Origin of the sequence: Providencia huaxiensis (genome assembly GCF_002843235.3) — a bacterium.
GTDB classification, from domain to species: Bacteria; Pseudomonadota; Gammaproteobacteria; order Enterobacterales; family Enterobacteriaceae; genus Providencia; species Providencia huaxiensis.
The window spans coordinates 3083492-3100235 of sequence record NZ_CP031123.2 but is presented as its reverse complement, the minus strand read 5'-3'; the positions used below and the strand labels follow the sequence as shown (position 1 = coordinate 3100235).

At 39.8% G+C, this 16744-nt stretch carries 14 protein-coding genes; 12 read left to right on the top strand and 2 right to left on the bottom strand.

Annotation, left to right across the window (positions count from 1 at the left end):
* Positions 1–13: 13 nt before the first annotated feature.
* The 6 genes from CYG50_RS15930 to CYG50_RS15905 all read left to right on the top strand — a co-directional run bounded on the left by CYG50_RS15930 (position 14) and on the right by CYG50_RS15905 (position 7617).
* Complete coding sequence (locus tag CYG50_RS15930; RefSeq protein ID WP_102137973.1) at positions 14–1198, top strand: CaiB/BaiF CoA transferase family protein; 1185 nt, start codon at positions 14–16, stop codon at positions 1196–1198.
* Positions 1195–2334 carry an acyl-CoA dehydrogenase family protein gene (locus CYG50_RS15925; protein WP_102137972.1) on the top strand — a complete coding sequence of 380 codons (1140 nt, stop codon included), beginning with the start codon at positions 1195–1197 and terminating at the stop codon, positions 2332–2334. Before CYG50_RS15930 ends, CYG50_RS15925 begins: the two co-directional genes overlap by 4 nt.
* 275 nt (positions 2335–2609) lie before the next feature.
* Entirely contained in the window at positions 2610–4049 is a 1440-nt protein-coding gene (locus CYG50_RS15920; RefSeq protein ID WP_102137971.1) for a purine-cytosine permease family protein, read from the top strand.
* 152 nt (positions 4050–4201) lie between these two features.
* Positions 4202–4957, top strand: a complete 756-nt coding sequence (locus CYG50_RS15915) for an electron transfer flavoprotein subunit beta/FixA family protein (RefSeq protein ID WP_102137970.1) — start codon at positions 4202–4204, stop codon at positions 4955–4957.
* A gap of 15 nt (positions 4958–4972) precedes the next feature.
* Positions 4973–5923 carry an electron transfer flavoprotein subunit alpha/FixB family protein gene (locus tag CYG50_RS15910; RefSeq protein ID WP_102137969.1) on the top strand — a complete coding sequence of 317 codons (951 nt, stop codon included), beginning with the start codon at positions 4973–4975 and terminating at the stop codon, positions 5921–5923.
* 11 nt (positions 5924–5934) lie between these two features.
* Positions 5935–7617 carry an electron transfer flavoprotein-ubiquinone oxidoreductase gene (locus CYG50_RS15905; protein ID WP_102137968.1) on the top strand — a complete coding sequence of 561 codons (1683 nt, stop codon included), beginning with the start codon at positions 5935–5937 and terminating at the stop codon, positions 7615–7617.
* Between the two features lie 87 nt (positions 7618–7704).
* Here the strand turns inward: CYG50_RS15905 and hutC are convergent, their stop codons facing one another.
* Positions 7705–8418 (bottom strand): histidine utilization transcriptional repressor HutC, encoded by a 714-nt coding sequence (hutC, locus tag CYG50_RS15900; RefSeq protein ID WP_102137967.1) that lies wholly within the window; start codon positions 8416–8418, stop codon positions 7705–7707.
* Between the two features lie 378 nt (positions 8419–8796).
* On the opposite strand from hutC, the gene CYG50_RS15895 reads away from it, so the two are divergent.
* On the top strand, positions 8797–10050 hold the full coding sequence (locus CYG50_RS15895; RefSeq protein ID WP_232368203.1) for a hypothetical protein: 1254 nt from the start codon (positions 8797–8799) through the stop codon (positions 10048–10050).
* Positions 10047–11177, top strand: coding sequence for a hypothetical protein (locus CYG50_RS15890; protein WP_102137966.1), 1131 nt, complete (start codon positions 10047–10049; stop codon positions 11175–11177). The genes CYG50_RS15895 and CYG50_RS15890 overlap by 4 nt, the downstream gene beginning before the upstream one ends.
* Before the next feature lie 67 nt (positions 11178–11244).
* Here the strand turns inward: CYG50_RS15890 and CYG50_RS15885 are convergent, their stop codons facing one another.
* Complete coding sequence (locus tag CYG50_RS15885) at positions 11245–12540, bottom strand: MFS transporter (RefSeq protein WP_102137965.1); 1296 nt, start codon at positions 12538–12540, stop codon at positions 11245–11247.
* A gap of 578 nt (positions 12541–13118) precedes the next feature.
* On the opposite strand from CYG50_RS15885, the gene CYG50_RS15880 reads away from it, so the two are divergent.
* From CYG50_RS15880 to CYG50_RS15865, 4 genes are all read left to right on the top strand, one after another.
* The gene (locus CYG50_RS15880) at positions 13119–13793 is read left to right on the top strand and encodes a CsgG/HfaB family protein (protein ID WP_102137964.1); all 675 of its coding nucleotides are present in this window, start codon (positions 13119–13121) and stop codon (positions 13791–13793) included.
* A 9-nt stretch (positions 13794–13802) separates the two neighbouring features.
* Positions 13803–14156, top strand: coding sequence for a DUF4810 domain-containing protein (locus CYG50_RS15875; protein ID WP_102137963.1), 354 nt, complete (start codon positions 13803–13805; stop codon positions 14154–14156).
* Entirely contained in the window at positions 14153–14809 is a 657-nt protein-coding gene (locus CYG50_RS15870; RefSeq protein ID WP_102137962.1) for a DUF799 domain-containing protein, read from the top strand. Before CYG50_RS15875 ends, CYG50_RS15870 begins: the two co-directional genes overlap by 4 nt.
* Before the next feature lie 531 nt (positions 14810–15340).
* Positions 15341–16744, top strand: coding sequence for a tryptophanase (locus CYG50_RS15865; RefSeq protein WP_102137961.1), 1404 nt, complete (start codon positions 15341–15343; stop codon positions 16742–16744).

The following is a 16744-nucleotide window of genomic DNA, read 5'->3' as shown; positions in this document are numbered from 1 at the left end:
GAAGGAATTCAGTATGAATGCTGCGTTAACTCAGAAAAGACAAGGGCCACTGGCGGGGATCAAAGTGATCGATTTAAGCCGTGTGTTAGCCGGCCCTTATTGCACGGGTATGATGGCCGATCTCGGTGCTGAAGTGATCAAAATCGAAGTTCCCAACCACGGTGATGATAGCCGCCATTTAGGGCCATTCATTGATGGCGAAAGTGTTTATTACGGTTTGATTAACCGAGGTAAACGCAGTATTGAATTGGATCTTAAAGCGGACGAAGACCGGGCGATTCTATTCCAATTAATCCAAGAAAGTGATGTGGTAGTTGAAAACTTTCGCCCTGGTGTGACTCAACGACTTGGTATCGATTTCGATAGCTTGAAGCAGTACAACCCCCAATTAATCTACGCCAGTATTTCTGGTTTTGGACAAAATAGCCCATTAGCCAGTTATCCCGCTTATGACATCGTGGCACAAGCGATGTCGGGCCTAATGAGTGTCACGGGTTTCCCAGAAACGGGGCCAACACGTAGCGGTGAGTCAATTGGCGATGTGTGTGCAGGGATGTTTGCATCATGGGCGATAAGCAGTGCGTTATTTTCGCGAGAGCGTCATGGCGAAGCGGCACAGTATATTGATGTGGCGATGGTGGATGTCTTATTAAGCATGCAGTTAACTGGGCTTTCAAACCTATTTGCGAATGATAAGGCCCCGAGCTTAGTGGGGAACCGCCATCCAGTATCCACGCCATTCGATACCTATCAAGCAAAAGACGGTTTAGTGGTTATCGCGATTGCCAGTGAAAAGTTATTTCAACGCTTTTGCGAGTGTATGGAAAAAACGCAGTTATGCCACGACCCACGTTACCTTAATGACCCGAGTCGAACACAGCACCAAGCTGAGCTTCGAGAAGAAATCGAAAGTTGGACATGCCAAAAAACCGTTGAAGAGGTATGCGACATATTATTAAACGCGGGTGTGCCTGCCTCACCAATCCATAATTTACACCAAGCCACACAAAGTGAGCATGCCCAAGTGAGGCAAGTGCTAACACACCTGAATGACGGAGGAACGCCATTGGTTTCTCAACCGGTTTTTTTTAATGGAAAGAAACCTCATTCGACCCACCGGGCCCCGAAATTAGGTGAGGCAAACGCAGTTTATAAGCCAGCGAAAACAACAATTAAAAATGCGGAGACGATGCAATGAGTTTTGATATTAATGAAACAGAACAAGCCGTTGTGGATGCGATAGAAAAAGTTTGTCACGACATTTTACAGCCGAATGCACAAAGATACGATGAAACCGAAACCTTTTGCGCTGAAAGTTTACAAGCGTTGGGGGAAATGGGCTGTTGGGGAATTAATTTACCTGAACAGTATGGCGGTTTTGGTATTGGTAGTGTAGCGATGAGTAAGGTGGTAGAAGCGGTTGCAGCGGCTTGTGCTTCGACTTCATCGGCTCTAACAGCGCATTTTTTGGCGACAGATTCAATTCTGATTGGCGGTACAGAAGAGCAAAAACAGCATTGGTTACCAAAAGCCGCAGCTGGGGAATTATTAGGTGCATTTGGCTTAACTGAGCCAGCTGCTGGCTCTAACCCTGCAGATATGCGAACCGTGGCAACTCGTGAAAATGGTGGCTGGCGCATTCGGGGTAATAAACACTATATTACTAACGCCAAAGAAGCTGATTTCATCGTGTTATATGCGAAAACGGATATAGAAGCAGGGGCTCGCGGGATCAGCGCATTTATGATCCCTAAAGGCACGGAAGGTGTGGCATTTTCTCAACCTGAAAAAACCATGGGGTTACGGGGTAGCACCATTTATGAATTAGCACTGAATTGTTGGCTACCTGAATCTGCATTACTGGGAGAGGAAAACAAAGGGTTTCATACCGCCATGGAAGTTTTAGATAAAGGGCGCGTCGAAGTGGCCGCAACCTCATTAGGTATTGCTCGAGCCGCGATGGAAAGTGCTTTAGGCTGGGTAAAAGAACGCCAAATTGGTAAAAAGCCATTAGCGGCTTACCAAGGAACCCAATGGCGTATTGCGGATATGCACACGCAATTGGAAGCTGCTCGTATGTTGACTTGGCAAGCTGCGGAATTACGTGATTCAGGGGAACGTTTTAGTTTGCAATCTGCTACGGCAAAATTGTTTGCAGCTGAGTGCGCAGGTTTTGTTACGGATGCAGCATTACAGCTTCACGGAGGCTACGGTTATATTCGTGACCTGCCTCTCGAGCGTTATGTGCGGGATGCACGGATTTTACGAATTTTTGAAGGGACGTCAGAAATACAAAAAATTATTATTTCACGTGCCGTTTTAGACGCCCATTAAGTTATTTATCAGTATTGAGCCAGTAAGCGGGACAGGCGTTTACTGGTTTATGGAGCACCATAGGAAGCACTACCTGACAACAGGATCATGGAATTAAAAACACAACAACAATCAGGTTTAAGAATGTATTTCAATTAGTTATTTAGGGTGAATAACAGATAAAACATCACCCAGCGTAATGCTTAATAACTGTACCTTACAACTGTAGTTATTGCGGTTCCATTACGATTAATTGGTTCATTCTTTAAGCCAGCCTTGCTTAAAGAGGAGTTACCATGACAGTTTCAAACGACATCGCAACAGGGCAAAAAGCCCGGCAGGAGAATGTACCTTTAATCGAAGCGCGTTCCATCGACTACATTCCAGAGTCCGAGCGCCACGGCACCTTATCAAGCCAATTCACACTTTGGTTTGGTTCTAATTTGCAAATAACCGCAATTGTCACTGGTGCCTTGGCTGTGGTACTGGGTGGCGATGTATTCTGGTCATTAATAGGCTTATTTATTGGCCAATTATTAGGTGGTGCGGTGATGGCCTTGCATGCAGTGCAAGGGCCGAAATTGGGGCTACCACAAATGATTTCGAGCCGTGTACAGTTTGGCGTATATGGTGCAGTTATCCCTATCTTACTGGTTTGTATGATGTATGTCGGGTTTTCTGCTAGTGGTACTGTGCTGGCAGGGCAAGCAGTCGGTCAGTTATTACATGTGACGGATTGGGTGGGAATTATCATTTTTGGTGTGGTGATAATCGGCATCACAATTTGTGGTTATCGCATCATCCATATTTTAGGGAAAGTGGCGAGCGTTATAGGCGTAATTACGTTCTTCTATCTATTTTTCCGTCTGTTTTATATGAATGATGTCTCAATACTACTCGAAAACCGCCATTTTAGCTGGACGAACTTTCTATTAGCGATGTCATTGTCCGCTTCTTGGCAAATTGCATTTGGGCCTTATGTTGCTGACTATTCTCGCTATTTACCGACTAAAACTCCGACAATAAAAGCCTTTTTGGCCGTCGGTTCAGGTACAGTGATTGGTACGCAAGCATCGATGATTTTAGGGGTTTTTGCCGCAGCACTTGCCGGCAATCAATTTGCAGGTAACGAAGTCTCTTATATCGTAGGGTTAGGTAGCACAGGTTTAATCGCAGCGTTGCTGTACATCAGTATTTTTTATGGGAAAGTGACCATAACTGCACTGAATGCTTATGGTAGCTTTATGTCTATGGCAGCGATCTGGTGTGGTTTCCGAGGGAAAAGCCAAATTTCTCGCGGACAAAGGTTATTTTTCATCATTCTGATGGTGAGTTTCTCGACCGCTTTAGGGTTAGCAGGCCAGCACTCATTCTTAAAGTTATTCTCTGCTTTCTTGCTGTTTTTACTCGCATTTTTCACCCCTTGGAGTGCAATTAATCTCGTTGACTACTATTGGGTCACTAAAGGCCGCTACGATGTACCTGAGCTAGCTAATCCAAATGGCCGTTATGGACGTTGGAATAAAGTTGGGATTATCACTTACATCGTTGGGGTATTGATTCAATTGCCATTTATTTCCACGGGCTTCTATACCGGGCCTTTAGTCGAAAAACTGGGCGGGGTTGATATCTCATGGATTGTGGGTTTAGTCGCAACCAGCGTTATTTACTATGTGGCGATTAAAAAATGGCCTATGTCAGTGGCAGACAGATTGATATTACCTACGAGTAAATAACCATTTCATAAAAAATTAGCATTCAAAATAGTAAAAATTGAGATAGCCAGTAGCAGTGTGAATATCACTGTTACGGTTTCTCTCAACCTAAAAAACGATTTTAGAACATTACCATACCCACCAATCGCTGAAGAATTGGGATAGGAGTTGCTATGAAAATTTTAGTCGCAGTGAAGCGAGTGATAGACCATAACGTCAAAATAAGAGTGAAAGCCGATGGTTCAGGAGTTGAGCTGGCAAATGTCAAAATGGCCATCAACCCCTTCGATGAAATTGCCGTCGAAGAAGCTGTACGTTTGAAAGAGGCGGGAAAAGCGGCAGAAGTTATTGCTGTTTCCGTTGGTGATATTGGTTATCAAGATACATTACGCAGTGCGATGGCGATTGGGGCAGATCGCGGGGTTTTAGTCCAAAAGCCGGAAGAGTTAACCTTAGAACCACTGGATATTGCACGTTTACTTCAACAAATTGTGCAAAAGGAACAGCCAGATCTTATTTTATTAGGCAAACAAGCGATTGATGATGACTGTAATCAAATCGGCCAAATGCTTAGTGCATTATTGGACTATCCGCAGGCAACATTTGCCTCACAAGTGAAGCTTGAAGGCCAATTATTGCAAGTGACAAGGGAAATTGATGGTGGCTTAGAAACGTTAGAGATGCCATTACCAGCGGTTATCACAACGGACTTACGGCTCAATGAACCTCGTTATGCTACTTTGCCTAATATCATGAAAGCTAAGAAAAAAACGTTAGATATTATCGATATTGCTGAGATGGATTTTACGCCATTAGGGCAAATTAAAACGCTGAGTGTCTCAGAACCTAAAAAACGAGCGGGGCAATGCACATTGTTAAGCAGCGCGACAGAGCTAGTTAGTGCATTACAAGCGAAAGAAGTGATTTAATCGAGGAAAATATCTATGAGCCAAATATCGGTATTAGTGGTTGTCGAACATGATAATCAAACAATAAAAACATCTACTTATCATAGTATTAACGCTGCAAAGCAACTTCTCACAGCTGGTGGTCATTTGCACTTATTAGTTGCAGGAAGTGAGACGGAACAGGTCGCTCAGTCAGCTGCAAGTATACAGGGCGTGAGTAAAGTCCTAGAAATACAATCAGATAACCTTAAAAACCAACTTGCAGAGCCGATGGGCCATGCAGTGGCAAGTATCGCAAAAGAATATACCCATTTACTGTTTCCAGCGACGACATTTGGTAAAAACATTGCTCCACGGGTTGCGGCAACGTTAGGGATCGCACAAATTTCAGACATTACCCAAGTTATTGATCCTCAAGCTTTTATTAGGCCTATTTATGCAGGAAATGCGTTAGCAACAGTACAAAATAATGGCCAGCAGGTGGTCATTACAGTGCGTAGTTCGGCATTTTCTGGGGGATATGAAGCGCAAAATCATGCTGAAATTGAAAAAGTCTCCTTTGCTGATATTCCCTTGCGTAGTCAGTTAAAAAGCCAATCTCTAACCCAAGTAAGCCGTGCGGAATTGAGTTCTGCAAAAGTGGTTATTTCAGGGGGGAGAGGTTTGAGTTCAGGTGACAACTTTGCGTTATTGGAAACGATAGCTGACAAACTTAGCGCTGCGGTGGGTGCTTCACGTGCTGCGGTAGATGCTGGTTTTGTTCCAAATGACTACCAAGTAGGACAAACAGGGAAAATCGTTGCACCCGATTTATATATCGCAGTAGGGATTTCCGGGGCAATTCAACATGTTGCTGGTATGAAGGAAAGTAAAGTGATCGTTGCTATTAATAGTGATCCTGAGGCACCGATTTTCCAAGTCGCGGATTATGGCATTGTTGGCGATCTATTTGAGATCTTACCGGAATTTGACAAAGCATTAGCGTAAGAGGTGGACAAATGGCTATCGACAATATTGATAAGATAAACGAGGCTCCCGAGCGGGAATCGATGGAGTTCGATGTCCTGATTGTCGGTGGTGGACCCGCAGGGTTATCTGCAGCAATACGATTAAAGCAGCTAGCAGCAGAGAAAGGCACAGAGATATCAGTTTGTTTAATTGATAAAGGTGCGCAGATAGGTGCTCATATTTTATCTGGCGCGGTGATAGACCCTCGGGCTCTTGATGAATTGCTGCCAGATTGGCAACAAAAGGTGTCGGCTTCTTTAACCCCTGTAAACCATGACCGTTTTTTATGGTTGAAAGAAAATAAAGCGAGCCATTTACCTCTATCTTTATTGCCAAGCTGTTTGAAAAATAATGGCAACCTCATTGGTAGCTTAGGGCAGATAAGTGCTGCACTTGCCGTTGAGGCTGAAAGATTAGGTGTTGATGTTTTTGCCGGATTTGCTGCCACTGACGTGCTGTTTGATGATAAAAACCAAGTAATAGGCGTCACCACCGGAGACATGGGGCTGGATAAATCAGGCAACCCAACAGCGATGTACCAACCAGGTATGAATTTACTGGCAAAAATGACCTTTTTTGCGGAAGGGTGCCGTGGCCAGCTAGGTAAGAGATTGATAAATCATTTTAATTTAGCCGCAGAGAGCGGTAAACAAACCTATGGCTTGGGCATCAAAGAGATTTGGCAAATTCCCAAAGAGCAACACCAAGCAGGGCTGGTTGTGCATTCTGTTGGTTGGCCCCTAGATAACCACACCTATGGCGGCGGCTTTGCTTATCACTATGGAGATAACTTAGTCGCAGTGGGTTTGGTAGTCGGGTTAAATTATGAAAACCCTTATTTATCACCGTTTGATGAGTTTCAGCGTTTAAAGACCCACCCTGAGTTTAGTGCTTTTTTATCAGGGGGAGAGCGTATTAGCTATGGCGCTAGAACGATGGTGGCCGGTGGGCTGGCCGCGTTACCTGAATTGAGCTTTCCCGGTGGTGTATTAATCGGTGATGATGCAGGTTTTCTTAATGCAGCTCGAATTAAAGGTACACACTGTGCAGTGAAAAGTGGGTTATTAGCAGCAGAAGCCTGGTTCAGTGCTAACCAGAATGGAATGGTTGACTATTCACAGTTTAAAAAACAATTTCGCCAGCTATTTGAAGAGAGCTGGCTATATCAAGAACTTTATCAAACACGCAATTTTAAACCCTATATGAAAAAAGGGTTAGTGATTGGGTCAATGTTATTTGGTGCGGAACAATTGTTATTAAAAGGCCGTAGTCCGTGGACTTTAAAGCTAAAACACGCAGACCATGAAGGAATAAAAGAAGCACGAAATTTTTCGCCAATAAATTACCCAAAACCCGATGGAAAATTAATTTTTGATAAGCCTTCTTCCGTGTTTTTATCGAATACGAATCATGAAGAGGAACAACCCTGCCATTTAAAATTGGCGGATATTAATGTCCCTATCCAAGTTAATTTAATGAAATATGCTGCGCCCGAGACGCGTTATTGCCCCGCGGGAGTCTATGAAATTGTAGAGGATAAGAGCGAAGAAAAACTGCAAATTAATGCGCAAAACTGCCTACATTGTAAGGCTTGTGATATTAAAGACCCGTTACAGAATATCACTTGGACAGCCCCGCAAGGAGGCGAAGGCCCTATTTATCAGGGAATGTAAAACGAATTTGTTGTGATGTAGTTGTGCTTGATATTTTTGTTTTATCAGTCGCTTTGGGGCAATTTTGCCCCATTTTTTTATTTTGCATTAATTCTCAATTCGCGAATGTAATTTTAATTTGTAACGCGAGCCAGCTGTGATCATATTAACGTAGCTAATTAGAGTGCTACCTGTCCAAGTGCGACGGCTAAGTTGTAAGCAAGGTGAGTTTTCTTTAATTGATAATGATTGAGCAATGGATTTTGTGGCTAATGCGGCTTCAATAGTATGTTCCATTTCACTAACAGGAAAATGGCGTTGTAAATAACCGCTCGGCGTTTCAGTGTCACCATATTTTTGCTTAACAAAATCAGGCACAATGGCATGATTAACATAGCGTTCTTCTAACATTAAAGGAATATCATTTTCAAAATGTAGAACTTTACAGTAACCCACATCACTTCCTTCACTAATTCCTAGCTGTAGCGCGATTTCTGCTGATGCCGAAATAATTTTAAGCTGTAATTGGTGACCGCTATATTTATTACCGCTTGTTGAAATTTCATCAAAAATATCAAATGCTTTTGTAACGGGGAGTTCATGTTTTTGAGTGGCAACAAATGTGCCTTTTCCTGCAATACGATTCAAGATCCCTTTTTGGCTTAACTCGGAAATGGCCTTATTCACCGTCATACGGCTCACATTAAATTGAGCGCACAGCTCAAGTTCTGTGGGAATTTGAGTTTCAGGCTTAAAAATTCCTAAATCAATACTGCGTAAAATGTAAGACTGAATTTGCTTATATGCAGGTTGTGATGTCATCGCTGTCATTCAAAATTATTGTTAAAGGAAGGAGTGGTAAAATTGTTTTATTGCCACATTTCACTCACAAACTTTGTATGTAATGCAGTTTATCAGTAATTATGGGCTTTGCTAGTTATACTCGTCATACTTCACGTTGCCGTGTTGTTGACTGCACTCATTCGCACTAGTCACCTACTGGTGTAGGCTCCTAGCGTCTCATTCATTTGTCGCCTAACTGCACCATGAATTATTTAGAGTATAACGCCTAAGATAATTGGCGGTTAAAGGCGTTAATCATTGTCTGAATTATTTTATTATAAGGTAAGTTTTGCTAGGGCTATATACCTTTATTTATTATCATAATGTTAAATTTACTTAGCAAATTAGGCACTATTCATGCGAGCTCAATATTTCCATGTCAATCTTACTCAGTGTGATTATCGAAATGTCAGCCCAATGGGGATGGTAAGACTGATTGCTTGTGAAAAAGTATTTTTCTTTAATCAGGATGATTTTTCAAATAGCGAAATTTTTTTAGAGCGCATACAGCAAGGTGACTCATTGATAATTTGCGCAGAAGAGATGAACGATGGAAGCTATTGGGTTAAATGGGTTTACCATGAAAAGCATGGTCGTTTAGAGCCTGACAGAACAGTCGGTTTTACTCGAAAGTTAGGAATACAATATTTAGTTTCATTGTTGTTAATGATGCTAATTCCTGCAGTGTATTACTGTTTTATTAATGCAGATGATAGTTTCTTAATGATCATCCTAGTGGCAATTCTAGGTTTAGCAGCTTTCGGCGGGATCGTTCTGTTTGGCCTTGCATTGGCCGAAACCAAATATATTTTAAGTCCAAAACGAAAGCGAATTTTAAAGGCGTTGGATTTGGTTATTGATGGGCAATACCAAAAAAGCGAGCAAGAGCAGGAAATTAACATTCCAGGGATTAAAACCTCGAAAGCCAAAGCCCGTAAATTGCGTCAATCAGTCGATAATTATCGTGATAAAGCGTCACTACTCACCACTCGTGGGAAGGTTAATATTACCTCAACCCTTAGCTTAACCGTTGCAAGAGGGGATACAGAACAAAAGCTTAATCATATCGGCTTGCAGATTAATAAAAGCCATATGGATGTTTTGGTTTCAGCTAATGAGCCATTATTTAACAACCATAATCTCTTTATTGCCCAAGGTGACGAACTTGAGGTTTTTCATAAAAATATCCAAGCGCATTCAAAAGATCAGGTAATTTTTGGTATTTACAATCACCAAGACGGACTTGCCTATAGCTTGATTGGTAAGGGGGCTCCTCAAGAACGAGGTTTTTATTTCGGGCTGTGGGGGTTCGTTTGCTTACTTTTAATGTTCTTTGTCTTTATGGCCGGAGGGTTATCAATTTCCGAAACCCTAGAGAAAGGCGGATATTGGGATTATTGGGACTGGGTTAATATTGTGGATACAGGTGTGCTATTTATCAGTTTCGCAGTAACGATTTTATTCGGTATCAGTTTTCTTATTGCTTTGTGCGTGGCGATATATTTTAAATTATCTCAGCGTGGAAGTGGGTATTATCAAGCGCAATATATTTTGAAGCATTTACGTCGTAATAATGGCCAAACGGATTATGTGACGGAGGTGCGCTCATGAACCCATTTCTGAGTAAACGTTTTCTCTTTTTGGCTTTGGTGTTTGCACTAAGTCTCGCTTTCACTTTTATTATTTTTATTCGTGCTGGTACGGTTGATTGGCAGTGGAAAAACCACAATAAAAATAGCTTCCCGATTGGTAGTTATGATTTTGCAACAACATTTCCAGCAGAAAATGGGATGCTAATTGTAGCTAAAAAAAGTGGCCGTTCTAATTATTATTACTCTTCTTATAATACTTATATGCCTTCAAGCGAATATGATAACCAGATTTTATTTGCAGATAATAATGGCGTGCATTTTATTACTCATAGCGATCAAAGTTTCTATAATGCGGTTTGTGAAAGAAAACAATGTTTAATGATGTTCAGTGATGGCTATCAAAAAATTAACTTAACTGATTTTTCAGTGAGTGAATTTACACCTTGGAGTAAAAAAACTGGCAAGCTATTTTCAACGTTGATTATGGGAAAAATCTACTTATCTAAAAGCTCTCCTTTCTATGTTGTTGCGGATAATGAAAATATTTTTATCAGTGCTGATAAAGGAATGACATGGGAACATTTTATGAATGTTCGAGATTTAGCCAAGTCATTATATCCTGAAGAAATTGAAGGAAATTCAAATTTTTCTTATGCAACATATCGAGATAAAATAGTGATGTGGTATAGCTATGGCAACCAAATGGGATCATTAGAAGTTATTATGGATATCTCAACAAAACAGGTTATTAGCAGTAAATGGCTGCCTGTCAGGATCAATGAATCAGCACAAAATCGTAATGGTGATATTTTTGTAGTTGCTCAAGAGCCCTCACGTCGCTTATTTTCTTTGATGCAATTTCATACTAATGGTCATTTTGAGGTGATGGCAGAAAGCGGTTATAACCACATGAACAGCTTAGAAGTCGGCAATCAAGGTTTAATTGTTTCGAATATAGTTAGAGGTTCGCAACAATATTTAATGATGGATTTTGCCACGAAAGAGATCCGTTATCGTCCTCAGTTTCCTTTGTATAACAAAATATACAATATGGCGGATCAATCCTTAATTGAAATAGAAAGTACTTATTCGAATGAAGATAAATTAACTAAGGGAGCTCAAGTTTCTTATCAATCTTTGCATTGATACCTAGTGATGGTTTAGTGCGTTCTCATTCAAGAAGGATAGGGGAAAACCCTATCCTTTTTTGTCATTATAGTGCGCGTTGTTTAGGTAACAAAATAACCGCGGTAGCTGCGATGACGGCAACGATAGCAAAAGCAATAAAATTCCAGCTAGTGGCAATCCCCAGGCTAGCGATATAAGCACCAAACATAGGGCCTGTCATTGCGCCAATTCGAGAAAAACTGAGGGCCCAACCTGTTGCGGAAGCTCGTGCATTGGATGGATAATAATTGGCAATATAACCCGTTAATATGAGTGCGGCAGAAATACTTCCAACACCTGCAAAAGCCACGAGAACGTAATTCATATAGATATTTTGCTTGAATATCAAGCAACCCACACCGATTGCACCCAGTAAAAAGAAAAATGCGACAGAATTACGTACGCCATATTTATCTGCAATTTTTCCGAGAAATAATCCACCTAATGCGGAGGCTAAACTGAACACAATTAAAAATGTTAAACTAGAGCCAAGGTTATAACCTTCTTTTCGCATAATAGATGGCAGCCAAGTATTTAACCCGTAAACTAATAGCATCCCACAGAATAATGCAACCCAGAAGCAAGCGGTGGCACGCAAATGACGCCAAGCAAATACGACTGCTACAATCTCTTTAATACTTTGTGATTTATGTTGCACATATTCTGAAGATGATTGGTAATCAATGTCGAGTTTTTTAGCGAGAGTTTGAGCTTCAGAATGTAAGCCCTTGTGTGTCAAATATTCTAATGACTCAGGCAGAATACGCGCCATTGGCCAAATAAGTAATAGAGGTAATGCACCAAATGCAATCACGCTACGCCAACCAAAGTGTTCTAATAACCACATTGCGACGAGCGCGGCACTTAATATACCTAATGAATATCCTGAATACATAATTCCATAGTTAAAAGAGCGTTTTTCTGTTGGGGAATATTCAATCGTGAGTGCCGCTGCAACAGGAATAACTCCTCCTAAACCAATGCCACCAATAAAACGCATTAAACCAAAAAGCCAAGGTGTTGGTGCGAATGCTGCGCCTAACATGGTCAATGAAAATAAGGTAACACAAGCAAGTAACATGCGGCGCCGACCATACAATTCACTCAAAGTACCGATGATAAACGCGCCGAAAAACATCCCAACAAGCGCATAGCTACTCAAAGCACCTAGTTCTAGAGGAGATAAATTCCACTGTTTATATTCAGCAAGTGTAGGTAAAACTGCCCCCATAACACCGACATCATAACCTTCAAATAAAATACTCATCCAACAAATGAGTAAAACTTTAGATGTTGTTTTTGTAGAACCAAATGATTTCACTGCGATTGTTTGCATTGTCATGGCTAACTCTCTTATGGTGAGGGTTTGATTTTTTTAATTACAAGCCTATTTCTTGAGTCCAAGGTGACTTAGTTACACTCAACGTTTCTAAGGTAAAGTACAATGCTTAATGTTAACTAAAGGTTAAATTAATGCAGGAAATGGATATAGTTTGCAGTAAATCTGCACATGCAAGATGAGAAAGGCCTCTTTCCAATGACACATTGAAAAAATAGACAACTTTAACTTATTATATGGAAATATAACCGCTAATTAGGAAATTATAATTAGAATCCAATAAATACAGTTAATACTATACATTACTAATTATACGTGGCCATATTAGATATCATCACTAAAGATTACTAATTAAATCATTTCCTCTAAATCTATCAATACATAATCAAACGGTTGATTTTATTTTGGAAAACCATTTTAGTAAACCCTAGTTACTTTATGAATACTATAGTAATTGAAAGTAAAACTAAATATAAGATAAAAAATAAGTAATCTTGACTAGATTCGGTTTTTCATTTAATGCAAAATAACAATGCAAAAATTAATTCTAATTCTAATTTTCTTTTAATTGAGATAGCTAAATGAATATATCCAAAATCAGCATTGCATCAATTTTTATTGCAAGTGCATTATTAACCGGTTGTGCTAAAGAATCTTCTCGTTCCTTAGCCGTAGAAAAAGTTGCAACATATAACACGCAATATTCAGGTCCTAAAAGCCCAATATCAATAGGGAAATTTGATAATCGTTCTAGTTATATGAATGGCATTTTCTCTGATGGCGTTGATCGCTTAGGTAATCAATCTAAAACTATTTTGATGACACATTTGCAGCAAACGGGGCGTTTTAATGTATTAGACCGTGCAAATATGCAAGAACTTAAAGAAGAAGCTGGAATTAAAGGCCAATCGCAACAGTTAAAAGGTGCAACTTACGTGATTACTGGTGATGTGACTGAATTTGGGCGAAAAGAAGTAGGAGATCGCCAGTTATTCGGTATTTTAGGGCGTGGAAAATCACAAGTCGCTTATGCCAAAGTTAATTTAAACGTTGTTAATGTTCAAACATCTGAAGTGGTATTTTCTTCACAAGGTGCTGGTGAATATGAATTATCAAATAGGGAAGTGATTGGTTTTGGTGGCACAGCCAGTTATGACTCAACTTTAAATGGCAAAGTATTAGATTTAGCAATTAGGGAAGCTGTAAATAACTTAGTTTCTGGTATTGAAAGTGGTGCATGGCAGCCAGCTAAATAAGGGAATAACATGAAAATTAAATTATTGGCTGTTTTAGCCGGTACTATTTTATTAAATGGCTGTGCTAATGAACCAAAACCGCTATATCACTGGGACGGTTATCAAACAACGGTTTACCAATATTACCAACAAACAGAAACTGGCCCTCAAGAACAAATTCAAGCTTTGAAAAAGAATTTGGAAATGAGTAAAGCAAATGGTTTGGCAACTCCACCGGGGCTGCATGCGCATTTAGGGTTATTGTATTCAACAACCGGAGCGATTGATCTTGCAATGCAAGAATTTACTGCAGAAAAAGCATTGTATCCAGAATCTGCGGCTTACATGGATTTTCTCATGAAGAATAAAGGAAAAGTAAAATGAAACATTTACTTATAGTCTGTGGATTGATAATGACATGGTTATTAACGGGGTGTGCTCAGCCAACGAAAGTTGATTACACGGCATTTAATCAAAGTAAGCCCAAAAGTATTCTGGTGCTGTTACCACAAAATAGCTCACCAGAAGTACAAGCCAGTCATGGATTATTATCACAAACGACGCTTCCTTTAGCTGAAGCGGGTTATTATGTTTTCCCTGTTGCTGTTGTTGAAGAAACATTTAAGCAAAATGGGATAACAAATGCGGGCGATATTCAGGCTGTTCCACCTGCAAAATTGCGCGAAATTTTTGGTACTGATGCAGTACTTTATTTGAATATTACTGAGTATGGTACAAGTTATCAGGTCATTTCTAGTGACACTCGGGTCACCGCGGATGCGAAATTGGTTGATGCCAGAACAGGGACATTATTATGGAGTGGCTCCGCGACGGCATCGAGTGCTGAAAATAATTCTTCCTCAAATGGCATTATTGGAGCATTAGTTTCAGCGGTTGTTAACCAAATCGTAGATACAATGACGGACAAAAGCTATGCAATTGCGGGTATAACAAGTGTCAGGTTATTATCTGCAGGTAAGCCTAATGGTATCTTATATGGGCCTAGATCACCTAAATATGGCAAAGATGCTCAGTAATTATTAATTGATTGAATAATGGGTAAAATAAAAAATATTTTACCAATTTAACTTAAGTTGCAATAAGTTTAAGCTAAATTAACCTGTGCAATTATCTAATTACATTATTTATGTATATCTTAATTGGTGTGATTAAGCGAAAAATCATCATATTAAATTCTTAATTTGATATAGAGATTAATACTGTGATTTAAGTCAAGTTGTTTTGGCCTATATCAAGAATAGTGTGATATAGGTACAATATTATGACAATGGCGATTACTTTGGTAATACAACTGTTATATATATAATGGCAGTCGGTTGTACTAATTCCTCGTTGATAGGAGTCATAGTATGTTCTTGTTAAACGAATCACTTATATCAAGGTATTTCTTCTATATGAAGAAATGGTTCAATATTGATATTTCCTTAGCCTTCTTCTTTCCAAATAAATAACCTTTCTTTTTTCTTTCCTTAAAGTTTTTTTAACTTATTTCATTATAGGTTAAATCTCTAATATTTATTATTTAATGAAAAATTAAAGGTATTATCATGGCTAAAAGAATTGTAGAACCATTCCGTATTAAAATGGTAGAAAATATCCGTATTCCATCAAGAGAAGAACGCGAAGCAGCGCTAAAAGAAGCAGGATATAACCCATTTTTACTGCCAAGTAGTGCGGTTTATATTGATTTATTAACTGACTCAGGCACCAATGCGATGAGTGACCACCAGTGGGCAGCAATGATCACCGGTGATGAAGCATATGCAGGATCTCGTAACTATTATGATTTAAAAGATAAAGTGAAAGAGATGTTTGACTATGATTATATCATTCCTGCTCACCAAGGTCGCGGTGCTGAAAATATGTTGTTCCCTGTATTATTGAAAGTTAAACAGGAACAAGGCGGCGCAAAAAAACCTGTATTTATTTCTAACTTCCACTTTGATACAACCGCAGCGCACGTTGAATTAAACGGTTGTAAAGCAATTAATATTGTTACCGAAAAAGCCTATGACTCGGATACTTATGATGACTGGAAAGGTAACTTTGATATTCAAAAATTAAAAGATAATATTGCAAAGCATGGTGCAGAAAACGTTGTGGCTATCGTTTCTACAGTAACTTGTAATAGTGCGGGCGGTCAGCCAGTATCTATGGCTAACCTAAAAGAAGTTTATGAAATTGCAAAACAACATAATATTTTTGTTGTTATGGACTCTGCGCGCTTCTGTGAAAATGCGTATTTTATTAAAGAACGTGATCCTAAATATAAAAATTCTACTATCAAAGAAATCATTCTCGATATGTATAAATATGCTGATGCATTAACAATGTCAGCGAAAAAAGACCCATTATTAAATATTGGTGGGTTAGTCAGTATTAAAAATGATGAAAAAATCTTTACCTTAGCAAGACAGCGTTGCGTACCAATGGAAGGTTTCGTGACTTATGGTGGTCTTGCAGGGCGTGATATGGCAGCAATGGTACAGGGGCTTGAAGAAGGGGCTGGAGAAGAATATCTGCATTATCGTATTGGCCAAGTTAAATATTTAGGTGACCGTTTACGTGAAGGTGGTATTTCAATTCAGTATCCTACAGGCGGCCATGCGGTATTTGTTGACTGTAAGAAACTTGTTCCACATATTCCAGGTGATCAGTTCCCAGCTCAAGCGGTAATTAACGCACTTTATTTAGAATCAGGTGTTCGTGCGGTTGAAATTGGTTCATTCTTATTAGGCCGTGATCCTGAAACGGGTAAACAAAAACATGCTGATATGGAGTTTATGCGATTAACGATTGCTAGACGGGTTTATACCAATGACCACATGGATTACATTGCAGATGCTCTGATTGGCTTAAAAGATAAATTTGCAACCCTAAAAGGGCTAGATTTCGAATATGAACCGCCAGTATTAAGACACTTTACTGCGAGATTAAAACCAATTAAATAA